Genomic DNA, 21114 nt, shown 5'->3' with positions numbered 1-21114 from the left:
TCTTTCAATCGGTTGACCTCTCCCTTTTCAAACTTAACGAAATTCTAATATCGTTACTCCACTTCCACCTTCATTCATACCGCCAGCTCGGTGATCACTAATATGTGGATGCTTCTTTGCAAAGGACTGCACCCCACTTCTTAACGCTCCTGTTCCCTTCCCATGGATAATAGACACTCTTGGATATCCGGCAAGCAGTGCGTCATCCACATACTTCTCTAATTGAAGCAAGGCATCCTCGAAACGCTCACCTCTTAAATCAAGCTCAGGCTTCACGTGATAACCTGCCCCTTTTACTGTTGCCATTGGTTTTTCAACGAGTGGTTTTTCACGTTTGACGAATTCTAGGTCTTTTCGCTTTGCTTTTACTTTCATGATACCAACTTGTACTTGGTATTCACTTTCACTTACCTTTTCCAGAATTGTTCCATTTTGATTTAATGTAAGCAATTTAACTTCATCACCAGCTTGCAGCTCTTTGTTCGTTTTGGACTGTTGCTTTACATTTGGTTGTTTCTTCGTTAAATGTGGTTGTGCATCTTCAAGCATTTTTCTGGCTTCAATCCATTCGTGCTCTTTAATGGTTGCTTGGTTTTTCATATTTTTTAATTCAGTTACAATGTCTTCTGCTTCATCACGGGCTTTCTGGATAGCCTTTTCTGCTTTTTCTTCTGCTTTTTTATATAGATTTTCTTTCTTCTTCTCAAACATTGCCCACTGTTTTTCTAACTCAGATCTTAACTCTTCAGCTTCTTGAAGTGTTTGCTCCGCTTGTTCATAATCCCTATCAGCACCTCTTCTTGACTCTTCAAGTGATGCAATCATATTTTCAACACTTCTCGAATCTGTACCTATTTGACTCTTGGCTTTTTGAATAATAGAGGAATCTAAACCGAGCCTTTTGGATATTTCAAATGCATTGCTTCGGCCTGGTACACCAATTAATAGTCGATAGGTTGGCTTTAAAGTTTCTACGTCAAATTCAACAGATGCATTTACAACCCCTTCACGATTATAGCCGTAAGCTTTTAATTCTGGATAATGGGTGGTTGCAATAATTCTTGCACCGCGTTGTACAACTTCATCCAGAATTGCCATCGCAAGTGCTGCACCTTCCTGCGGATCGGTACCTGCACCGAGTTCATCAAATAATACAAGGGTTCGGTCATCTACTTGTTTCAAAATACTAACAATATTTGTCATATGAGAGGAAAAGGTACTTAAGCTTTGCTCAATCGATTGTTCATCACCAATATCAGCAAAAACGTTAGAAAAAATGGCCATCTCACAACCATCAAGAGCAGGAACCTGTAATCCAGACTGTGCCATCAACGTGCATAACCCTACTAGCTTTAATGTTACCGTTTTACCACCTGTATTCGGACCAGTTATTACGATTGATGTATAGGATTCACCTAATTCAATATCATTAGCAACTACCTCTTCCTCAGAAATTAACGGGTGTCGAGCTTGTTTCATTTTAATAATGCCTCGATCGTTCATGGACGGTTTAGAAGCCTTCATCGACTGTCCCAATTTCGCACGTGCAAACATAAAATCTATCTGTGTTAAAGCTTCTACATTTTGATATAAAAACGATTGATCTTCAGCAATCAACTGTGATAGCTGCTGAAGGATCCGTTCAATCTCATGTTTCTCTTGAACCCTTGCTTGTTGTAACTGGTTATTTAAATCCACGACTGTTTGTGGCTCCATAAATAAGGTTGCTCCTGAAGCCGATTGATCATGAACAATTCCCCCAATTGCACCACGGTACTCCTGCTTTACAGGTAATACATAACGATCATTACGGATTGTTACAATGGCATCAGAAAGCATTTTAGCTTTTGTTTTCGTGTATGAATCGAGCTTATCCCGAACTCGACTTTCATTTGATCGTATGCTCGAACGGATCGTTCGTAATTTATCAGAAGCGCCATCCATGACATGACCATGATCATCAATTCGACTTTTAATTTGCCGTTCCAATTCATTAAGTGAAACAATTTGGTCTGTTAACTCTCTTAATATTGGTAGTTCTGGTTCTTCCATTGATTCAACAAATTGTTTCATCTGCTTTCCACCATAGATTGTACTTGCAATGTCTAAACATTCTTGAGGATTTAATACCCCGCCAATCATTGTGCGCTTGATACTTGGTTTAATATCAAAAATTCCACCAAGCGGGACATTTCCTTTTAATCGTAAGACATCAGCTGCTTCATCCGTCTCTTCTTGCCAGTTGATAACCTCTTCTAAATCCGTTGACGGCTTTAAGGCTTTCACTCTTTCTTTACCTAATGAAGATGCAGCTTGTTTACTTACCATCTCTAATATTTTATTATATTCCAGTACGTGAAATATTCGTTGATTCATGGCTTGCTACTCCTTTTTCGTTTACTACGAAATAACGCTGACAATTGTTCCTTAGACCATGTATTTATTACCGTATCTGTGTGTAACCAACCTTTGCGAGCAATCCCGACTCCTATTTCCATAAAGTCTAATGTTTGATAGCTATGCGCATCTGTGTTTACAGCGATAGAAACCCCCATTTCCTGAGCTAATTTTACCCAGGAGGCTGACAAATCAAACCGATTAGGATTAGCATTTAACTCCAATACGGTACCAGTATCCTTTGCTTTTTCAATAAATCTCTCTACATTCACCTTATAACCGTCTCTTCGTCCAATTAGTCGACCAGTGGGATGGGCTATAATATTCACATAAGGATTCTCTAAAGCATTTTGTAGTCGATACATGATCTGTTCTTCTGATTGATTAAAACTAGAATGAATCGCACCAATAACGTAATCCATTTCCTTCAAAAAGTCATCTGAAAAATCTAATGAACCATCTGGCAAAATATCCATTTCTATTCCAGCGAAGATATGAAAGTTTGAATATTTATTGTTCAGGCGATTAATTTCCTCTCTTTGTTTTCTTAGTCTATCTTCGTTTAATCCGTTTGCTACTCGTAAGTATTTTGAGTGGTCTGTTATAGCAATATACTCATAACCTTTCTCCATCGCTCTATTGACCATCTCTTCAATCGATTGAGCACCGTCACTCCATGACGAGTGCATATGCAGGTCCCCACGTATATCTGAAAAAGTTACAAGTGGAACCGCTGTTTTAAACGATTCTATTTCACCATTATTTTCTCTTAACTCTGGCGGAATATAAGATAATCCAAAATGATGAAAAAATTGTTCCTCGTTCTCAAAAGTAATGACTTCTCCTGTTTTGCTATCCTCCACCCCATATTCACTGATTTTCATTCCCATTGATTTTGCCAACTGTCTCATTGCAACGTTGTGATCCTTGGAACCAGTAAAATGGTGTAGTGTTGTTGCAAATTCTTGATCCGTTACAATTCGAAAATCCACATTAATATCATAGCCCTCATCAAGTGTAATAGAAACTTTTGTCTCCCCTGCAGCAATCGTATCTTTGATTGCGTCCATTTTTAGTAAAGCCTCTTTCACTTCATTTGGGGATTCAGATGCAATGATAAAATCCAGATCTTTAACCGTTTCACTTAACCTCCGCACACTCCCTGCTCGAGAGAATCTTTGAATGGAAGGTATTGTTTGTAAATAGGCTTCTATTCTTTCTACAATCGGAAGCATGAAGGCAATTGGTAAACGTTCAGGACGACTGGCGTGCTCCTCCAGTGCTTTTGTAATTTTTTCTGCCGATTTTTTTCCAAACCCACTTAACTGCTCCACTTTTCCTTCATCACATGCTTGCTTTAAGGATGCTGCATCTACTACTTCTAATTCCTGATATAATTTTGAAAGTTTTTTCCCACCTAGACCAGGTAAATCAAGTAACGGAATTAATCCACTAGGCACTTCAGCTTTTAATTGTTCTAGCGTTTCAGACTTCTCATTATTTATAAATTCTGTTATAACGGATGCCGTTCCTTTTCCAATTCCGTTAAGCTTTTTAAAATCATCTATTTCTGACAGCGATCGGTCATCTGTTTCTAAAGCTTGAGCGGCTTTCCGGTAAGCAGAAATTTTAAACGGGTTTTCCCCTTTCAACTCTAAATAAACAGCAATTGTTTCTAATAGTTTTATGACTTGCTTCTTATCTACAGCCATTATGATCACCGTCCTCTTTATTCATTGAACCTCTTATGCGGATAAAAACCCTTGCTCTACTGACGCAAGGGTATACTTTTAGGGTCTATTTAATTATGCATTAAACTTGATATATGCTCAAACCATAAAGAATTTATTTGCTTTGAAATAAATGGTGTTCTTTCTACGATAAAGGCTGCTACCGATGAGCCTTCAACCATTTCTTGAATAAACCCAATTGGTGCTAAAGCAATTATGTAAAGAAAAATAAATAATATACAGTACGTTTCTATAAAACCTAAAATTGCTCCTAACCACCCATTTAATACATTCAATATCGGAAGATCAGCAACAAAATCTAACATGGAAGCAATGATTTGTAAAACAATTTTTGTAATAAAAAATAATAGCGCAAATGAAACACCATTATAAAATGCACTTTCTAATGGTAATGTTTCCAAAAAAATTGCCCATGTTGCATCTTCGGGTAAATCCGGATAAGGAATCCATAAATCAAGCTTTTCTGCTAAATCATCGTAATAAATTACAGCAACAATGAAAGCTACAATAAACCCTAATAAATGTAATAACTGTAAAATGAACCCTCTTTTTAAACCTATTAAAAAACCTAGTAATAAAATCCCCAGTAAAATTAAATCAATCATTTTTTTCCTGTTCCTCTTTCTGTTTTATTGAACCAAGAAGTTCGGTATATTCCTCTTTTAATTTCAAATAATCATTCATTGTATTTACAGCAGTTAGTACTGCTAGCTTGTTTGTATCAAGGCTACTGTTTGAATCGTGAATTTCTCTCATTTTTTGGTCCACAAGACTAGCAACCATCCGTACATGATGTGCTTGCTCTTCCCCAATTATCGTATACGATCTTCCATATATATCAACGGTTATCCGTGTTTTCTCAGGATGGGACACGACCATACCCCCTCATTACTTTCAAATCCTAAAATTAATATTAACATGAAGGACATCATTTAGGAAACTATTCACTAATAAGTTATCTTTGCTATACTAATAATAACTTTTTAACTACAAAATTTACGACAAGAAGCTACATAATCATCTATGTTTATTAGATTGGAGAGATACAATGCCACAAGTTGTACGAAAGCTCACTAAAGAAAATATAACAAAAATGAAAGCTCATTATGAAGGAAAGTTAAAAGCCACCCCTCCTGGTGCAATATTTTCTGCAAAGACGGAACATGCTGTCATTACGGCTTATAAATCCGGAAAAGTATTATTTCAAGGTAAATCCCCTGAAGTCGAAGCAAATAAGTGGGGGATATCTGAAACAAATACAGCTAATACAAAGCATAAAAAAACTGCCTCCGGACATTCCTATGCCCCGCCAAATGAATTATTTACAAGCTCTCATATTGGTTCTGATGAAGCAGGAACAGGTGATTATTTTGGCCCAATCACGGTTGCTGCTGCCTATGTTAGAAACGATCAATTGCCCCTATTAAAGGAAATCGGGGTGAAGGACTCTAAAAACTTAACAGATAAAACTATTCGACTAATAGCGAAGGATCTTATTAAATTAAACATCCCTTATTCACTCGTTGTTTTACATAATGAAAAGTATAATCGTCTCCAAAGCAAAGGTTGGACGCAAGGAAAAATGAAAACACTTTTGCATCACCATGCCATTACAAAATTACTAAAAAAAATCGATCCTGAACAACCCGACGGCATTCTCATTGACCAATTTTGTCAGCCAAACGTCTATAAAAATCATTTGAAGACAGAAGGAAAACAGCTTCAGGAAAAGGCTTATTTTATGACAAAAGCAGAAAGCTACTCGATTGCTGTAGCAACTGGCTCGATTATTGCTAGAGCGAGCTTTGTGAAGGAGATGGATAAGCTATCAGATATAGCTGGAATACAATTGCCTAAAGGAGCCTCGCAAAAAGTTGATCAAGTCGCAGGAAGTATATTACGTAAAGGTGGACATCAAGAATTGTCGAAATACACCAAGTATCATTTTGCTAATACAAAAAAAGCCGAAGCCTATCAATAAATTACCTGCCCCTTTGAAATAGGTCGTTATTTTTTTAGAAATGGCGAACTCATTACCCTAGGTAGCCACAGGATTCTAGTTAGAAAAGCGTATGAAATTCGAATGAATCATACGCTTTTCTTTAATGTTTGTAGTTGAGGGGTCTGACCCCCTTCGCTTTTTACTAGCCTCTTAATTCAGCTTCGTGTTCATCTTTAACTGCAGTCAGTATAGCTTGATAGGACTCTTCTACTTCTTCGTCCTTAAGTGTTCTTTCCGGATCTAAATATAACAAGCGAAATGCTAGCGATTTTTTACCGGACTCTAAATGTTCCCCTTGATAAACATCAAATACCTGGACTTCCTTCACCAATGGACCACCAGCTTTGAAGATTGTTGTTTCTACATCCCCCGCATTTAAATTCTCATCAACCACTAGTGCAATATCTCTTGTGATAGAAGGATAACGAGGTATCTTTGTAAAGCTTGGTTCATTTTCATAGATGCTGAATAGATAGTCTAAATCAAGATCAAATACATACGTATCCTTTAAATCAAAGTTATTTTGCAATGTTGGGTGAACCTGCCCGATAAAGCCTACAGGTACATCGCCAATTAAAATCTGGGCTGTTCTTCCTGGATGCATCCCCTCTAACTTTAGGTGCTTATAATCTGCTACAATATTTAATTTATTAAATAACCCTTCCACAATTCCTTTAACTAAGAAGAAATCTACTTCCTTTTTCTCCTGTTGCCAAGGGTGTGTCAGCCACTCACCAGTTAATGCACCAGACACACGCAGCTTTTCATCCGGTTGCTTCGTAACTGTTTCTTCTTGAGATACAAATACAGTCCCTACCTCATAGTAAGCTAGGTTGGTTTGCTTTCTTGCTACATTATAGGAGAGAGAAGCTAACATTTCAGGTAAAATACTAAGCCTTAATGTGCTATGCTCTTCACTCATCGGCATTGCTAGTTCAACAGATGTTACGGCTGACTCTTTCACCTCTGGACTAACCAAAAGCGTTGCGCGATCTTTACTTGTTAAAGAGTACGTAATTGTTTCCATTAATCCAGCACCCTCAAAATAATGTTTAACCTCACGCTTTAATTGTTGTAATTCTGTTAATCCCCCAGCCTGTGAAGCACCTTGTGGCAATGTATAAGGCAAATGATCGTAGCCGTATATACGCGCTACCTCTTCTACCATATCTTCAAAAATAGAAATATCCTGACGACGTGTAGGTACTTGAATGGAGAACTGTTCGCCATCTTGCTCATATTTAAAATTCAATTTACGCAAAATGTCACCGATTTGATCATTGGAGATGTCTGTCCCTAGTCTTTCGTTCATTTTACTCGTTGTAATAGCAACCTCGGCTTCCTTTTTGTCCAATTCATCAAATTCAACTACTCCATGTAAAACTGTACCATTTGCATATTCGCTTAACAGCTGACAAGCACGAAGACCCGCACGTTTTACACGGTTTGGATCCACTCCCTTTTCAAAACGATTACTAGATTCACTGCGGAGTCCGAAATCCTTAGAAGCAGTACGAACTGCAGCAGGATTAAAATAAGCAGCCTCTAGTAACACCGTTTTTGTATCATTCGATACTTCGGAGTTTGCTCCACCCATGACACCAGCAAGTGCTGTTGGCTCATTTCCGTTAGTAATAACTAGATGATCAGATGAAAGTTTTCTTTCTTGATCATCTAATGTCTGCATTGTTTCCCCTTGCTTCGCACGTTGTACAACAATTTCCTTTGAACCGAACTTATCATAATCAAACGCATGCAACGGCTGGCCATATTCTAGTAATACATAGTTTGTAATATCAACTACATTGTTGATTGGTCGAATGCCTGCAGCAATTAAATAGTTTCTCATCCACAGGGGAGATGGACCAACTTTTATATCCTTTATGACAAATGCTCCGTAGTAAGGATTTAGGTCAGGATCATCTACTTTGACAGAAACATGGTCGGAAGCCTGTTCTCTAGACTGTTCCACATCTTCCTTTGGCAGGCGAATTGGTACATCTAAAATGGCAGCTACCTCATACGCGACTCCCAGCATACTTAATGCATCAGAACGGTTTGGCGTTAAACCTAGTTCTAAAATAGCATCATCCAAATTTAACAGGGATAATGCATCTGCACCAACCTCTGTATCTTCCGGAAATACAAAGATCCCATCTGCATATTCTTTCGGAACATATTTTTCTTCAATACCAAGCTCTTGTAAGGAACAAATCATTCCATTGGATTCAACACCACGAAGTTTTGCTTTCTTAATTTTAAAATTACCTGGTAAAACTGCACCCGGCTTTGCAACAGCAACCTTTTGACCGTGTGCGATATTTGGTGCACCGCAAATAATTTGCAACTCTTCTTCCCCAACGTCTACTTGGCATAGATTTAATTTATCCGCATTTGGATGCTTTTCACATTCCTTCACATAACCAACGACAACATTAGAGCTTTGTTCTGCAACGTATTCAATTCCCTCTACTTCAATACCTGTTTTCGTGATTTTTTCTGCTAATTCTTCAGCTGAAACATTATCTATGTCTACATAGTTTTTTAACCAATTTAATGAAACAAACATGATTATCCTCCTTCACTTTGCTTAGGCTTTATGATATTGCTGTAAAAAACGAACATCATTTGTATAGAAGTGTCGAATGTCATCGACTCCATATTTCAACATAGCGATACGCTCCGGCCCCATACCAAATGCAAAGCCGTTGTATACTTTCGGATCATATCCGGCCATCTCTAATACACGTGGATGGACCATTCCACCACCTAAGATTTCAATCCAGCCAGTTCCTTTACAAACCGAACAACCTTCTCCATTACAAACCTTACAGGATATATCCATTTCAACAGATGGCTCAGTAAATGGGAAAAAGCTTGGACGTAATCGGATTTCTCTGTCTTCCCCAAATAATTGCTTGGCAAATCGATTTAAAACACCTTTCAAATCACTCATTCGAACGTTTTTATCGACATATAATCCTTCTACCTGTGTAAATTGGTGAGAGTGGGTAGCATCATCCGTATCACGACGATACACTTTCCCAGGACAGATCATTTTAACTGGTTTATTCCCTTTATACTCGCCCATTGTTCGAGCCTGAACCGGGGACGTATGCGTACGCATTAACAGCTCTTCTGTAATATAAAACGAATCTTGCATATCACGAGCAGGATGTCCCTTTGGCAGGTTTAACGCTTCGAAATTGTAGTAGTCTGTCTCAACCTCTGGACCTTCTTTTATCTCAAAGCCCATCCCAATAAATAAATCCTCAATTTCTTCTACAATACTAGTTAACAAGTGAGGCCCACCGACCTGTACTGGTCTTCCAGGTAACGTCACATCTAATGTTTCTTTCTCCAACCTTTTTTCTAACCCGGCTGCCTCTAACTTTTCCTTTTTTGCATCCAATTCATTAGCAATAGTTTCTCGGACTTTATTTGCTAATTCACCAATAACTGGCCGTTCTTCTTTAGATAATTTCCCCATACCACGCAGCACTTCCGTGATTGGTCCTTTTTTTCCTAGATAAGCAACTCGAATATCTTGTAAATCGGAAAGTGTTGCCGCTTCTTCAACCTTTGTTAATGCTTCCGCTTGTAGCGCTTGTAAACGTTCTTTCATACGATAAAACCTCCTTATTTTTGAACAATTAAAAAAGCCCCGCCCCAAAAAAGGGACGAGACTTGTTATATCGCGGTACCACCCTTGTTGACAATGTAAAAACACATGCCCACTTGGATTTTGATAACGGAAAATATTCCGGATTGTCTTTACTTGCAGGTAGCAAGGTCCTGACAACAGCTCCAGAGTGAAACTTCAATAATTACCTCGATAGAAATGCTTTCAGTCCATGACATTTCTTCCCTAGTATCGATATTTGTAATTATTTACTGGCTCCTTCTTCGCCTATATATACACATTATTTTTTTATTATAGAAAAATAGAGGAAAAGATGCAACCAAAATCGTCAAATTTCACGTAATTAGGCGGCTAAAACATAATATTGTTCTTCATTGATTCGGCGTAATTGCAAGATGGTATATCAAAATTCCCGTTGCAATACTAACATTTAATGATTCTGCTTTTCCGAAAATAGGGATTGTAACTTTATGGTCAGAAACTTCTAAAACATCGGGCTGAATTCCGGCTCCTTCATTTCCTACAACTAAGGCAACTCGATCAGGAACTGTCAACGTATGATAATCCTCTGCTCCTTCTAATGTTGAAGCCCAAACCGAAACGTCTTTTTGCTTTAAGAAGTGAATCGTTTCGCTTAAATTTTCTTGAAGAATAGGTAAATGGAATAAAGAGCCTTGAGTTGCCCGAATAACCTTTTCATTATACATATCAACTGTTCCTTCACCAAGAACAACGCCATCAAAATCAGCTGCATCTGCTGTACGAATAATTGTCCCTAAATTACCTGGATCTTGAACAGCATCTACTAATAATAACTTGTTATAGCTTTGTAGTGCTTGTTGTTTGATTTCGACAACACCAGCAATTCCTTGAGGGGTTTGTGTATCTGAAATCGCTTTGAATACATGACTAGACACAGTTGTCAATGGGCAGTTCGGAAGCCAATCTGGTACCTCTACTCCGTCTTCAACAATCACTTCTTTTAGGTTCCATTCACTTTTTACGGCCTCTTGAACTAAGTGAAAGCCTTCAATTAGAAATTGTTGAAGCTGTTGTCTATCTTTTTTCTTTTTTAATTTATTCCATTGCTTCACTTTGTTGTTTTGTGCTGATGTTATCAAATCAATCATCCTTTTAGCGTAGCAGATTATTTTCTATTATGAACTATTTTTCTAAAAAGGCTCTTTTCGTATTCTTTATTTGTTTTACTACACAATAGACCTATAATGCGACATAACTGCAATGTTGATTTCCGCTACGGGCAGTCGCTTTCCGCAGCGATATTCGAAGCTCTCACTCTGGCGCATTAAACTTATATTGTGAATTTTAGTTATTTTCCTCTTCCTTTGTAAACTTCATAAATATCATCCGTAGATACATAAAGGCTAAATCCTTATCTATCATACATAAAAAAAACCTTTACGGTCAAACTAACCTTAACACATCTGGAAATTCGGTTGTTTCAGATGAATACTTAACAAATTGCACACGAGAGGTGAAAACAATGGACTTAAATTTAAGAAAAGCAATTATGTCTAATGTTTCTGACAATAATGCAGAACAATTAGAGGCTACAATCGTCGATGCCATTCAAAACGGTGAAGAGAAAATGCTTCCAGGCTTAGGTGTTTTCTTTGAGTTACTCTGGAAAAACTCTGATGAAAATGAAAAACAAGAATTACTAGAAACATTAGAACAAGGTGTAAAACAAGCTCAATAAGTTGAATAAAACTTACTACAGGATTGAACAGTTAACTGGCAAACAGAATAAAAATTTATAAAATAAGCTTGGATTTCCAAGCTTATTTTATACTTAACGTGCAAAAAAACGAGCTTGAATTAAATCCAAGCTCGCTTTCTCTTAACGGAAGGTAATTTCATTCACCTTATCCACATCAAGACCTTTTATTACTTCAACAATTAATCGCACAGCATTTTCAAAATCCTCTCGATGTAAAATGGCAGCATGTGTATGAATGTAACGCGTTGCAATCGTAATCGATAGCGCAGGAACACCATTAGCTGTTAGATGGATAGAACCAGAATCTGTACCTCCACCAGCCATTGATGCGTACTGATATGGAATGTTCTTTTCATCAGCAGTATCGATAACATAATCACGTAGTCCTTTATGTGAGATCATGGAAGCATCGTATAAGATAATTTGAGGCCCTTCCCCTATTTTACTATCAGCTTCTTTCTCAGAAATTCCAGGTGTATCACCAGCAATACCAACGTCCACACCAAAGCCTATATCAGGTTGAATACTATTGGTTGATGTTTTTGCTCCGCGCAAGCCAACCTCTTCTTGAACCGTTCCAACACCGTAAACAATGTTTGGATGTTTTTCATTTTTTAATTGTTTCAAAACCTCAATAGCTATCGCACACCCAATTCGATTATCCCAAGCTTTTGCTAACAATAACTTCTCATTTTTCATTTGTGTAAATTCAAAATAAGGAACAATGGAGTCACCAGGGCGCACACCAAATTCTTCTGCTTCTTCTCTACTAGAAGCACCGATATCAATAAACATGTCCTTAATTTCAACAGGCTTCTTTCTAGCTTCAGGAGGTAGGATATGTGGAGGCTTAGACCCAATAACCCCTGTTACATCTCCTTTTTTTGTTAACAAGGTCACGCGCTGCGCTAACATTACTTGACTCCACCAGCCTCCAACAGTTTGGAAGTAAACAAATCCTTTGTCATCAATACGTGTTACCATAAATCCTACTTCATCAAGGTGTCCTGCAACCATAATCTTAGGTCCATTTTCTTGTCCCACTTTTTTTGCAATTAAACTACCTAAATTATCCGTGTAGACTTCATCAGCAAATGGAGAGATGTATTTGCTCATTACCTCTCTTGCTTCTTTCTCATTTCCAGGAATTGCACGAGCATCTGTTAACTCTTTTAACATACTTAGTGTTTCATCTGTATTAGCCATATGGATAAAAATCCTCCTTTGACAGTGAATTTGGAATCAATTACCTATAATCAAAAATTCCATCTTTACAAATTATAGCCTTTTTTCTATGTATTAACAAAATATATCATTAATATCCTTGATTTTGTCTTTCATGGTTTATCTTATTTTTGTCAAAATAAGCTGTTTGAATATCCTCCTCGCTAAACCCTAATACACTTCCCAAAGAAATATATTGTTGGAACAATTGTGTGAATTTTTCTTTACTTGGATCTTGCTTAAATGCTATGATTTGCTCAAACACAGTATTAAACACGTCTGTAACCGATAATTCGGATTGACTTATATACTCTTTGTTATAACTATATTCTTTTTCTAATCCTAAAGATAAAATAAAGTGAAGTCCATCTACATATTCTTCTAATATTACGGATTGCTCACTAGGAGCCTTATTGCTCCAAAACTTAAAACAACGTGTTTCATTTGCTAATTCACCGACTTCGACTAATAAAGCTAGTACTTTCTTATCAAATAAATTTACTGATTCTAACTGGTGGGTCGTTTGTATGTAGCTATCTAATTGCTTTTGCATTCTAAATAATTTTTCCCAATTCATTCATTACTCTCCTTTTTTATTTTTTTCGATTATAACATGCCAATTTGATTTTTAGTGAAACCAAAAGAATTTATCATTCGTATACAAGTGTGAAGCTATAACAGGGAGACGATGAGCATGATTATCCTTTTATTCCGATTTCTTATATTTATAGCAATAATTCTTCTATTATATACCGGATATAAATATATCATGAATCCGAAAAGAAAGTTAGAAGTAGCAAAAGACAAAAAAGATTTTTTCTTTTTAGATGATCCTGATAATATTAAAAGAAATTTCTTGCTGACCTATAAAGGTATATTATTTGAGGGTGAAAAATATTTAGGAACAACAGAACGGTCGTTTGATGTTGTCAATATTATCGTCCAAGCTCATAATCCTGGTGAATTAAAGGGGCTTGAAAGAAATGACCTATATTTTTTGGAAAAAGAAATACTGATTCATTATCCATATGCGGAAGTGGAATGGAAGTATCCTTTAGATAAGCTTCTCTTAAATCACCATTAAAAAACTGGCGCCTAATAGTTAGGCACCAGTTTTTTGTGTTCGAACATTGAAGAAATCTTCCCATTTGATAATGATCTCTTTTCTTCTTAACAAATACAAGATTGGTAATATACCAATGAGAATGCTTGCAATCATTACCGGTGACAAGCTAGAAATCCATCTTCCAACCGAAGTATAAACGACTGCTAAGGGTATGTTTGAAAAAAAAGAAGACTTCATATATCCTTTAAAATTATCTGAGACCTCTAAAATACATAATGACAATAAATGAAAGTGAATAAAAGGAACTAAACGTAATAATGCTACCTGTGATATCGTCAAACTTGAATGCTTTCCCATCAGCTTTTTTTTCATTCGGACTAGTTTATCAAGTGTTTTAGGCATCCACTGCACCATCCGATAAAAAATTAGACTAGAAAGAGTAATACCAACAATGGAATATAGAGTACCAGCTACCGCTCCAAACAACACCCCACCGGATATACAAATAAATACGACAGGAAGAAAAAATAATGGCCGAAGTAAGTGAAATCCAATGAATAACAATGGAGCGAATAAACCTCCTGTTTCTAAGATGGCCATTACATACGTACCCAAGTATTCCATAGATAGCCTCCTCATAGATGTGTCAAATTATATATATGACATAAGACGAGCTATTATGACAAAAAGAATATAGACGGCTATAAAAGCGTATTGTATCCTATAGTTGCATTCTTAAAAAAGGTACAAGAGAAAACAAATTTGTATAACGCAAAGGATTGGCAGACCATATTTAAAAGTCCTATGCATGGTTTTATGTTTATAGGCATTCATTGCAACCATACTCCCAAACGCTCCACCAATTATTGAAATGAACCAAAGTCTTTTTTCCGGTATTCTCCAGGCTTTTCTCCTTGCTCTTCTTTTATCAATCCCCATTAAACTATATGACAATAAGTTAATGATTAGAAGATAGCCGATAAGTCCAAGCATAAACGTATTCAAGATTAATTCCTCCTGCGTGCAAACGAAAAAAAGGTTGATTCACCTAATAACTTTTCCTTAGTAAGAAATAAGCCATTAATGAATCAACCTTTATTTTCTATTATTTAAGTGCAGCTTTTGCTTTTTCTGCTAATTGTGCAAATGCTTTTTCATCGCTAATTGCTAGTTCAGAAAGCATTTTACGGTTTACTTCAATGCCTGCTTGCTTTAGACCATGCATTAAACGGCTATAAGAAAGGTCATTCATACGTGCTGCAGCATTAATACGTGCAATCCATAATTTACGGAAGTCACGTTTTTTCTGTCTGCGGTCACGATAAGCATATTGACCAGATTTCCAAACTTGTTGTTTTGCTGTTTTAAACAGTGAATGTTTTGAACCATAATAACCTTTAGCTAGCTTTAAAATACGTTTACGACGTCTGCGTGTAACTGTTCCACCTTTAACACGTGGCATAGTAATTCCCTCCTAATATATATCAACGATTCACGTTATTGTTTATTCTTGTCTAGCTCCGAGCACCCAGCGACTAGTGAGACTTCCCTCACCTCCGTACGATAAGTCAACATCGATTCGCTAAAAGCTTATCGTGTTTCCTTTATCTCCTGCGAAGGAATGTTCGGTTAAGATCGCTGCAATGTGCAGCAACACCGAACCACCCGCGATGCGCGGGCGCAGTCCATACGTCGCTAAACGGGTGCTCTACGCCTTTCTTTATTTTGGTAACATTTGTTTGATACGCTTATAGTCACCAGCTGATACAAGTGTGCCTTTACGTAATTTACGCTTTTGTTTTGGAGACTTGTTTGCAAATAAGTGACTAGTAAATGCGTGAGAACGTTTCACTTTTCCTGTACCTGTTTTTCTGAAGCGTTTTGCAGTACCGCTATGAGTTTTCATTTTTGGCATGAGTAGTTCCTCCTTGTAAGCTAAAACTATTTGAACATCTCTCTAGGAGTGCTCTCTATTATTTTTCGTTTACAGGTGCGAGCATTAAAAACATGCTACGACCTTCCATCTTTGCTTTCTGCTCCACTGTGGAAAGATCCTTACATTCTTCAGCCATACGCTCAAGAACTTTTTGACCTAGCTCTTTATGGGTAATTGCACGTCCGCGGAAACGAATGGACACCTTTACTTTGTCACCTTTATCAAGGAATTTCCTTGCATTACGTAACTTTGTATTAAAATCATGCTCTTCAATTCCGGGGCTAAGACGTACTTCTTTTACGTTGATAACTTTTTGCTTTTTACGAGCTTCTTTTTCTTTCTTCTGTTGCTCAAAGCGATATTTACCGTAGTCCATTATACGACATACTGGTGGTTTCGCATTCGGTGCAACTAGTACAAGATCCAAGTTTCTAGTTTGAGCAATATCCAACGCTTCTTGACGAGATTTTACGCCAAGCTGTTCCCCATTTGAATCAATGAGACGAACCTCGCGTGCTCGAATTTTCTCATTGACGTTCATATCCTTGCTAATAATCAGCCACCTCCAAATTTTTTAAAACAAAAAATACCGTAAGTGGAATTATTAATGACCGTTAGTATTACTACTAACAAGACCTTATTGGCCTTTGACAAGTGCTCTAATGAATCAACAAAAAAAGTGTCGGTACACACACTGCACCCACACGTCTCCTGTTTTAAAACGGACGAACCTGCCAACTGCACTTATATGCGTCAATCAGGTGAGAAGCGGGTGCTTCTACTTGCCATTGATCATATTTAATTTCACTTTTTCTATGTTAACACAAGCATACATTTGTGTCAACATAATCTTCTGTCGCTAAAAATAGATTATCATAGCTCGTTCACCTTTTCAAGTTATGTTTAGGAAAACATGTCCTTCCAATTTTAAATGAGGCTGTCCATAGGGATCAGACCCCTTTACTTTTGGGACAGCCTCATTTTTTGTCTTTATCTCTGTTAACTTAACGGATTAAAATCTACTTTGTTTATTTTTTTCGTAATGATTTTTCCGCTATTTCCTGTTTTAATTCTTCCATAAAGGTTTGTAACGGTTTTGTATTTGAATCTTTTTCCCCATATCGGCGAATATTTACTGCTTCGTTTTCAATTTCTTTGTCACCAACAACAAGTGCAAATGGAATTTTTTGTGTTTGTGCTTCACGGATTTTATAGCCGATTTTTTCGTCTCTTTGATCCACTTCTACACGTACCCCATGTAAACGTAATTCATCTTCTACCTTTTTGGCATAATCTAAATGCACATCTGCAGATACCGGAATAATTCTAGCTTGTACTGGTGCTAACCATGTAGGAAATGCCCCTTTATACTCTTCAATTAAAAAGGCTACGAATCGTTCCATTGTCGATACAACACCACGGTGAATAACAACAGGACGATGTTCTTTTCCATCTTCACCAATGTACGTTAAATCAAAGCGCTCTGGTAAATGAAAGTCTAGTTGAACAGTAGAAAGTGTTTCATCCTTACCTAAAGCTGTTTTCACTTGAACATCCAGCTTCGGACCGTAAAAGGCTGCTTCTCCTTCTGCTTCTACATAGTCTAACTCCATATCTTCCATTGTTTCTTTCAACATTGCTTGTGCTTTATCCCACATTTCATCATTATCCACATATTTTTCTTTATCCTCTGGATCTCGGTAGGATAAACGGAAATAGTAGTCATCAATGCCAAAGTCTTTATAAACATTTTGAACAAGCTGAACTACTCGAATAAATTCATCCTTTAACTGATCAGGACGAGCAAAAATATGGGCATCATTCAAGGTCATCGCTCGTACACGCTGTAAACCAGCAAGTGCCCCAGACATTTCATGACGATGCATCGTTCCTAACTCGGCAATCCGAACGGGTAGATTTCGATAACTGTGCAACTCATTTTTAAATACCATCATATGATGCGGGCAGTTCATTGGGCGTAATACTAAATCTTCATTATCCATTTCTAAAGTTGGAAACATATCATCTTTATAATGATCCCAGTGTCCACTTGTTTTATATAAATCTACACTACCTAATACTGGAGTGTACACATGGTCATATCCCAAACGCTCCTCTAAATCAACAATGTATCGCTCAATAGTACGGCGAATCGTAGCTCCCTTAGGTAGCCAAAGCGGTAAACCTTGTCCAACCTTTTGTGACACAGTAAATAGTTCAAGTTCTTTTCCTAGCTTACGATGATCCCTTTCCTTTGCTTCTTCTCGGAGACGTAAATATTCATCTAATTGTCCTTTTTTCTCAAAAGCTGTTCCATAAATACGTTGAAGCATTTTGTTATTACTATCTCCACGCCAGTATGCACCTGAAATGCTTAATAGCTTGAACACTTTTATTTTACTTGTAGAAGGAACATGAACACCGCGACACAGATCAAAAAATTCGCCTTGTTGATAGATAGATACTTTCTCCCCTTCAGGAATCGCATCTAATAACTCTAACTTCAACTGGTCGTCAATTTCTTCATACATTTGCTTTGCTTCTTCTCTAGAAACTTCTTTCCTGACAATTTCTAAATTTTCATCAACAATTTTTTGCATTTCCTTCTCAATACGGGGTAAATCCTCTGGTGAAAGACTTTCTTCCATATCAATATCATAATAGAACCCATTCTCAATCGTTGGGCCTACACCTAATTGAACATTGCCATAAAGTCGTTTTACTGCTTGAGCCATTAAATGAGCTGTAGAATGTCTCATAATTTCTACGCCTTCATCATTTCTTAACGTAATAATTTCAATTGTTCCATCACCTGGTAAAGCTGATCTTACATCATATAGCTCACCATCCAATTTAACTGCCACCGCTTGTTTTTTTAATCCTGGCGAAATGGATCCAGCGATATCTTCACCTGTCGTTCCTATAGGAAATTCCTTTACCGCACCATCAGGAAATGTAATATTGATTTGATTAGACATATTCGTCACTCCTTCTTTCTTCTAACACTAATTTACATAAAAAAACGCTCGTCCCTCTGTATATATACAAAGGGACGAGCGTTGGCTCGTGGTTCCACCCTGATTTCCGCAAAATAGTAATTTAGTCCAAAAAACTAACCAATTTACGGCTCATTTGCATCTGTAACGTAGATGAGGCGCTGTTTTTTACTCACATAGAAGCTTCAAAAACAGGGTTCGGAGGTGGTAATTCTATGTTGAGGTACAGGAAGTTCTCAGCCTATGACTTCCCTCTCTTTGAACTCTTTACACAGAATCTTGTCCTCGTCTTCACCGATTACAAATTCTTTCATTTAACTTTAGTACAGTTAATTATAAAAATGATGTATGAAGGTATTATAGCGACACTAATGTAAAAAATCAAGTGCTATCCATTCGAGTTTAAAGATTTTTCGAAAGGGAACGACTTCATTGGCTTCAAGCAAACCTTTTCCTGAAATATATTTAAAACTGTCAATGTTTTCGCCTCAGATGGAGAGTCACCATAAATAATTATTTTTTCTGGTGCCATTGCCAATAGGGGCGTTAGATTCACTTCATCTTGATCTAGTCCAACTATGTAAAGTGGTTCCTTCGAGATTAATGATTTTAATTCCATCGTCGTATATACTTCACCATTCGATTTGTAAAAAATGAAATTATCTCCTTGTAATAGATGGACAATTGAGACTTTCGTTTTTCTTTTTGCGATGTATTCTCTAAGTGAATGTACAAAAGATTGGTACTCCTCCTCTCTCTTAAATTCATCAATCGCTAGTCCTACTACCTCAATTAATTCACTTTGAAACAATTGCATTCGAAAATTAACAATAGAATTAAAGTGTATGATATCCTCTCGGGAACCTAACTCAAAAATCTGTAACAAAGTATCTCGAGGTTTATTTTTTTTAATAAATTGTACTAATTCCACATCCTCTCCAGAGATAATGGAATGTGTGATATCAACAATCCGTTGAATCTCATCCTTGTTTGAAAAGTAATATACTTTTGTTATCACTTCGGTCACCCAATTTAATTCCCTGTGAAAAATAAACACATCTGTCATCGCTTTTGCAATGAAGCGATACTGTTGATACGTGCTTGACTTACTAGTAGTCAGCTTTAATTGATTTCCCCATGATTGATCGGTATTCCATTTTATTTTTACATGTGGATCATATAAGAGTAGCCTCTCACAAAATGTTTCTGCTTCTTTTTTAATTTCAAAATAGACCTCAAGCAATACATATCACCCTCATTACGCTCAAACTGTTATATTATATGGGCAATAAGAGGGAAAAATGAATAATCTAATTAAAATAGTAAATCTAGTATTCTTACGCTTCAGGCATGGAAGCAGAAAAAAACCTGTGTTTAATTATCACAGGCTAATTACATATCTCTTCTATTGTGACCAAACAAAGGGACCTCTTTACTTAAATGCTTGATTCTTTCAGCTATTCTACCGGCTTTTACTACTTCAGTATCCCCACGATTAGAGGTTGCAAGATGCTGCTCCAATTGTTTCATATTGTAATTAGAACTGAAAAATGTGGGTAATCTCTCCATCATACGGTATTGTAGAATAGAACCCAGAATTTCATCTCTAAACCAAGCGGATAATGATTCCGCTCCAATATCATCAAACATTAATACGGGAACTTTTTTAAACTGATCAATTTTTTGATTAATGGAATCATCTTTTAGCGATGATTTTATTTCTCTGACAAATTCAGGCATATAAATGACCATAGAAGATATACCTTTATCTGCTAATTCATTTGCTATTGCCCCTAAAAAATAAGTCTTTCCTACACCAAACGGGCCGTAAAAATAGAGGCCTTTTTCAGCTCTTGATGTACCTATCGATTGAACATAAGCAAGTGCTTCACGAATTGCATCATGTCTTTCAGCATCCTGATGGTCAAAACCTTCAAACGATGCCTCCAATATATCCTTGGGCATATACAAGCTTTTGACCAATGTTTGCTTTTGTTTTTGTTCATCATCTTTTCGCTTGCGTTTACACTTTTCATACGTTAAATGGATGTCTTTTCCATCAACTTGAATAAATGGCGTATAGCCTTGGAGAATGTTCACACATTTATCTAGCGATGGACAATTCTCACAATGCTTTGACTGCGATTTAAATTCATAAAGTTTCATCAGGCTTTTGTCTATATCACTTTTTGTGAATTCGGGATGTTTATCCAACAATTCCCTAACCTCAGGATCCATTAATATTTCATGTCTTAGTTGGTTATAATTTACTTGAAAGTTTTTATTCTCTTTCATCCATTTTTTTAATGAAGATTGTATAGGTTCCATTTCAATCATCCTTATTTAGGTAGTTCAAAC

20 protein-coding genes and 2 other annotated features are annotated in these 21114 nt (G+C 36.8%); of the genes, 3 read left to right on the top strand and 17 right to left on the bottom strand.

Annotation, left to right across the window (positions count from 1 at the left end):
- Positions 1-33: 33 nt before the first annotated feature.
- From JOC48_RS12095 to zapA, 4 genes are all read right to left on the bottom strand, one after another.
- Entirely contained in the window at positions 34-2376 is a 2343-nt protein-coding gene (locus JOC48_RS12095) for an endonuclease MutS2 (RefSeq protein WP_204500050.1), read from the bottom strand.
- A complete protein-coding gene (gene polX, locus JOC48_RS12090) occupies positions 2373-4109 on the bottom strand; it encodes a DNA polymerase/3'-5' exonuclease PolX (protein ID WP_204500047.1) in 1737 nt (578 codons plus the stop codon). Before polX ends, JOC48_RS12095 begins: the two co-directional genes overlap by 4 nt.
- 89 nt (positions 4110-4198) lie before the next feature.
- Positions 4199-4753, bottom strand: a complete 555-nt coding sequence (locus JOC48_RS12085) for a CvpA family protein (protein ID WP_204500046.1) — start codon at positions 4751-4753, stop codon at positions 4199-4201.
- Positions 4746-5027, bottom strand: a complete 282-nt coding sequence (gene zapA, locus JOC48_RS12080) for a cell division protein ZapA (protein WP_420829219.1) — start codon at positions 5025-5027, stop codon at positions 4746-4748. Before zapA ends, JOC48_RS12085 begins: the two co-directional genes overlap by 8 nt.
- Before the next feature lie 169 nt (positions 5028-5196).
- Between zapA and rnhC the strand changes: the two genes are divergently transcribed.
- Positions 5197-6129 (top strand): ribonuclease HIII, encoded by a 933-nt coding sequence (gene rnhC / locus JOC48_RS12075; RefSeq protein ID WP_204500044.1) that lies wholly within the window; start codon positions 5197-5199, stop codon positions 6127-6129.
- Between the two features lie 163 nt (positions 6130-6292).
- On the opposite strand, the gene pheT is transcribed toward rnhC, so the two are convergent.
- The 3 genes from pheT to JOC48_RS12060 all read right to left on the bottom strand — a co-directional run bounded on the left by pheT (position 6293) and on the right by JOC48_RS12060 (position 10914).
- The gene (gene pheT / locus JOC48_RS12070) at positions 6293-8719 is read right to left on the bottom strand and encodes a phenylalanine--tRNA ligase subunit beta (protein WP_204500043.1); all 2427 of its coding nucleotides are present in this window, start codon (positions 8717-8719) and stop codon (positions 6293-6295) included.
- A gap of 21 nt (positions 8720-8740) precedes the next feature.
- Positions 8741-9775: a phenylalanine--tRNA ligase subunit alpha gene (gene pheS / locus JOC48_RS12065; RefSeq protein WP_204500042.1), complete on the bottom strand. Its 1035-nt coding sequence runs from the start codon at positions 9773-9775 to the stop codon at positions 8741-8743.
- A 48-nt stretch (positions 9776-9823) separates the two neighbouring features.
- Positions 9824-10066 (bottom strand) — a binding site (T-box leader).
- 98 nt (positions 10067-10164) lie between these two features.
- Positions 10165-10914, bottom strand: coding sequence for a TrmH family RNA methyltransferase (locus tag JOC48_RS12060; protein WP_204500040.1), 750 nt, complete (start codon positions 10912-10914; stop codon positions 10165-10167).
- A gap of 383 nt (positions 10915-11297) precedes the next feature.
- Here JOC48_RS12060 and sspI point away from each other — a divergent pair, with 383 nt between their 5' ends.
- Positions 11298-11513 carry a small acid-soluble spore protein SspI gene (gene sspI / locus JOC48_RS12055; protein WP_239584341.1) on the top strand — a complete coding sequence of 72 codons (216 nt, stop codon included), beginning with the start codon at positions 11298-11300 and terminating at the stop codon, positions 11511-11513.
- 141 nt (positions 11514-11654) lie between these two features.
- Here sspI and JOC48_RS12050 read toward each other — a convergent pair whose 3' ends face one another.
- Both JOC48_RS12050 and JOC48_RS12045 read right to left on the bottom strand, forming a co-directional pair.
- On the bottom strand, positions 11655-12740 hold the full coding sequence (locus JOC48_RS12050; RefSeq protein ID WP_204500036.1) for a M42 family metallopeptidase: 1086 nt from the start codon (positions 12738-12740) through the stop codon (positions 11655-11657).
- A 109-nt stretch (positions 12741-12849) separates the two neighbouring features.
- Positions 12850-13335 (bottom strand): dUTP diphosphatase, encoded by a 486-nt coding sequence (locus JOC48_RS12045; RefSeq protein WP_204500034.1) that lies wholly within the window; start codon positions 13333-13335, stop codon positions 12850-12852.
- 117 nt (positions 13336-13452) lie between these two features.
- On the opposite strand from JOC48_RS12045, the gene JOC48_RS12040 reads away from it, so the two are divergent.
- A complete protein-coding gene (locus JOC48_RS12040; protein WP_204500033.1) occupies positions 13453-13842 on the top strand; it encodes a sigma-w pathway protein ysdB in 390 nt (129 codons plus the stop codon).
- An 18-nt stretch (positions 13843-13860) separates the two neighbouring features.
- On the opposite strand, the gene JOC48_RS12035 is transcribed toward JOC48_RS12040, so the two are convergent.
- The 8 genes from JOC48_RS12035 to dnaI all read right to left on the bottom strand — a co-directional run bounded on the left by JOC48_RS12035 (position 13861) and on the right by dnaI (position 21084).
- The gene (locus JOC48_RS12035) at positions 13861-14448 is read right to left on the bottom strand and encodes a TVP38/TMEM64 family protein (protein ID WP_204500032.1); all 588 of its coding nucleotides are present in this window, start codon (positions 14446-14448) and stop codon (positions 13861-13863) included.
- Positions 14449-14559: 111 nt separating this feature from the next.
- Positions 14560-14829 (bottom strand): DUF1294 domain-containing protein, encoded by a 270-nt coding sequence (locus JOC48_RS12030; protein ID WP_239584340.1) that lies wholly within the window; start codon positions 14827-14829, stop codon positions 14560-14562.
- 100 nt (positions 14830-14929) lie between these two features.
- A complete protein-coding gene (gene rplT / locus JOC48_RS12025; RefSeq protein WP_204500031.1) occupies positions 14930-15286 on the bottom strand; it encodes a 50S ribosomal protein L20 in 357 nt (118 codons plus the stop codon).
- 258 nt (positions 15287-15544) lie between these two features.
- Complete coding sequence (gene rpmI / locus JOC48_RS12020; protein WP_204500030.1) at positions 15545-15739, bottom strand: 50S ribosomal protein L35; 195 nt, start codon at positions 15737-15739, stop codon at positions 15545-15547.
- A 58-nt stretch (positions 15740-15797) separates the two neighbouring features.
- A complete protein-coding gene (gene infC, locus JOC48_RS12015) occupies positions 15798-16301 on the bottom strand; it encodes a translation initiation factor IF-3 (protein ID WP_204500028.1) in 504 nt (167 codons plus the stop codon).
- A gap of 126 nt (positions 16302-16427) precedes the next feature.
- Positions 16428-16550: a sequence feature (ribosomal protein L20 leader region), on the bottom strand.
- A gap of 238 nt (positions 16551-16788) precedes the next feature.
- Positions 16789-18738, bottom strand: coding sequence for a threonine--tRNA ligase (thrS, locus tag JOC48_RS12010; RefSeq protein WP_204500026.1), 1950 nt, complete (start codon positions 18736-18738; stop codon positions 16789-16791).
- Between the two features lie 406 nt (positions 18739-19144).
- Positions 19145-19999 carry a sporulation protein YtxC gene (gene ytxC / locus JOC48_RS12005; RefSeq protein WP_204500023.1) on the bottom strand — a complete coding sequence of 285 codons (855 nt, stop codon included), beginning with the start codon at positions 19997-19999 and terminating at the stop codon, positions 19145-19147.
- A 149-nt stretch (positions 20000-20148) separates the two neighbouring features.
- Positions 20149-21084, bottom strand: a complete 936-nt coding sequence (dnaI, locus tag JOC48_RS12000) for a primosomal protein DnaI (RefSeq protein ID WP_204500021.1) — start codon at positions 21082-21084, stop codon at positions 20149-20151.
- Between the last annotated feature and the right edge of the window lie 30 nt (positions 21085-21114).

This window comes from Aquibacillus albus, assembly GCF_016908325.1.
Classification (GTDB): domain Bacteria; phylum Bacillota; class Bacilli; order Bacillales; family Amphibacillaceae; genus Aquibacillus_A; species Aquibacillus_A albus.
This window is presented reverse-complemented; position numbering and strand designations above follow the sequence as displayed.

Excerpts from the sequence above, each read along its gene's own strand:
- JOC48_RS12095 (WP_204500050.1), bottom strand. The coding sequence starts at position 2,376 with ATGAATCAACGAATATTTCACGTACTGGAATATAATAAAATATTAGAG.
- polX (WP_204500047.1), bottom strand. The coding sequence starts at position 4,109 with ATGGCTGTAGATAAGAAGCAAGTCATAAAACTATTAGAAACAATTGCT.
- JOC48_RS12085 (WP_204500046.1), bottom strand. The coding sequence starts at position 4,753 with ATGATTGATTTAATTTTACTGGGGATTTTATTACTAGGTTTTTTAATA.
- zapA (WP_420829219.1), bottom strand. The coding sequence starts at position 5,027 with ATGGTCGTGTCCCATCCTGAGAAAACACGGATAACCGTTGATATATAT.
- rnhC (WP_204500044.1), top strand. The coding sequence starts at position 5,197 with ATGCCACAAGTTGTACGAAAGCTCACTAAAGAAAATATAACAAAAATG.
- pheT (WP_204500043.1), bottom strand. The coding sequence starts at position 8,719 with ATGTTTGTTTCATTAAATTGGTTAAAAAACTATGTAGACATAGATAAT.
- pheS (WP_204500042.1), bottom strand. The coding sequence starts at position 9,775 with ATGAAAGAACGTTTACAAGCGCTACAAGCGGAAGCATTAACAAAGGTT.
- sspI (WP_239584341.1), top strand. The coding sequence starts at position 11,298 with ATGGACTTAAATTTAAGAAAAGCAATTATGTCTAATGTTTCTGACAAT.
- JOC48_RS12050 (WP_204500036.1), bottom strand. The coding sequence starts at position 12,740 with ATGGCTAATACAGATGAAACACTAAGTATGTTAAAAGAGTTAACAGAT.
- JOC48_RS12045 (WP_204500034.1), bottom strand. The coding sequence starts at position 13,335 with ATGAATTGGGAAAAATTATTTAGAATGCAAAAGCAATTAGATAGCTAC.
- JOC48_RS12040 (WP_204500033.1), top strand. The coding sequence starts at position 13,453 with ATGATTATCCTTTTATTCCGATTTCTTATATTTATAGCAATAATTCTT.
- JOC48_RS12035 (WP_204500032.1), bottom strand. The coding sequence starts at position 14,448 with ATGGAATACTTGGGTACGTATGTAATGGCCATCTTAGAAACAGGAGGT.
- rplT (WP_204500031.1), bottom strand. The coding sequence starts at position 15,286 with ATGCCACGTGTTAAAGGTGGAACAGTTACACGCAGACGTCGTAAACGT.
- rpmI (WP_204500030.1), bottom strand. The coding sequence starts at position 15,739 with ATGCCAAAAATGAAAACTCATAGCGGTACTGCAAAACGCTTCAGAAAA.
- infC (WP_204500028.1), bottom strand. The coding sequence starts at position 16,301 with ATGAACGTCAATGAGAAAATTCGAGCACGCGAGGTTCGTCTCATTGAT.
- thrS (WP_204500026.1), bottom strand. The coding sequence starts at position 18,738 with ATGTCTAATCAAATCAATATTACATTTCCTGATGGTGCGGTAAAGGAA.
- dnaI (WP_204500021.1), bottom strand. The coding sequence starts at position 21,084 with ATGGAACCTATACAATCTTCATTAAAAAAATGGATGAAAGAGAATAAA.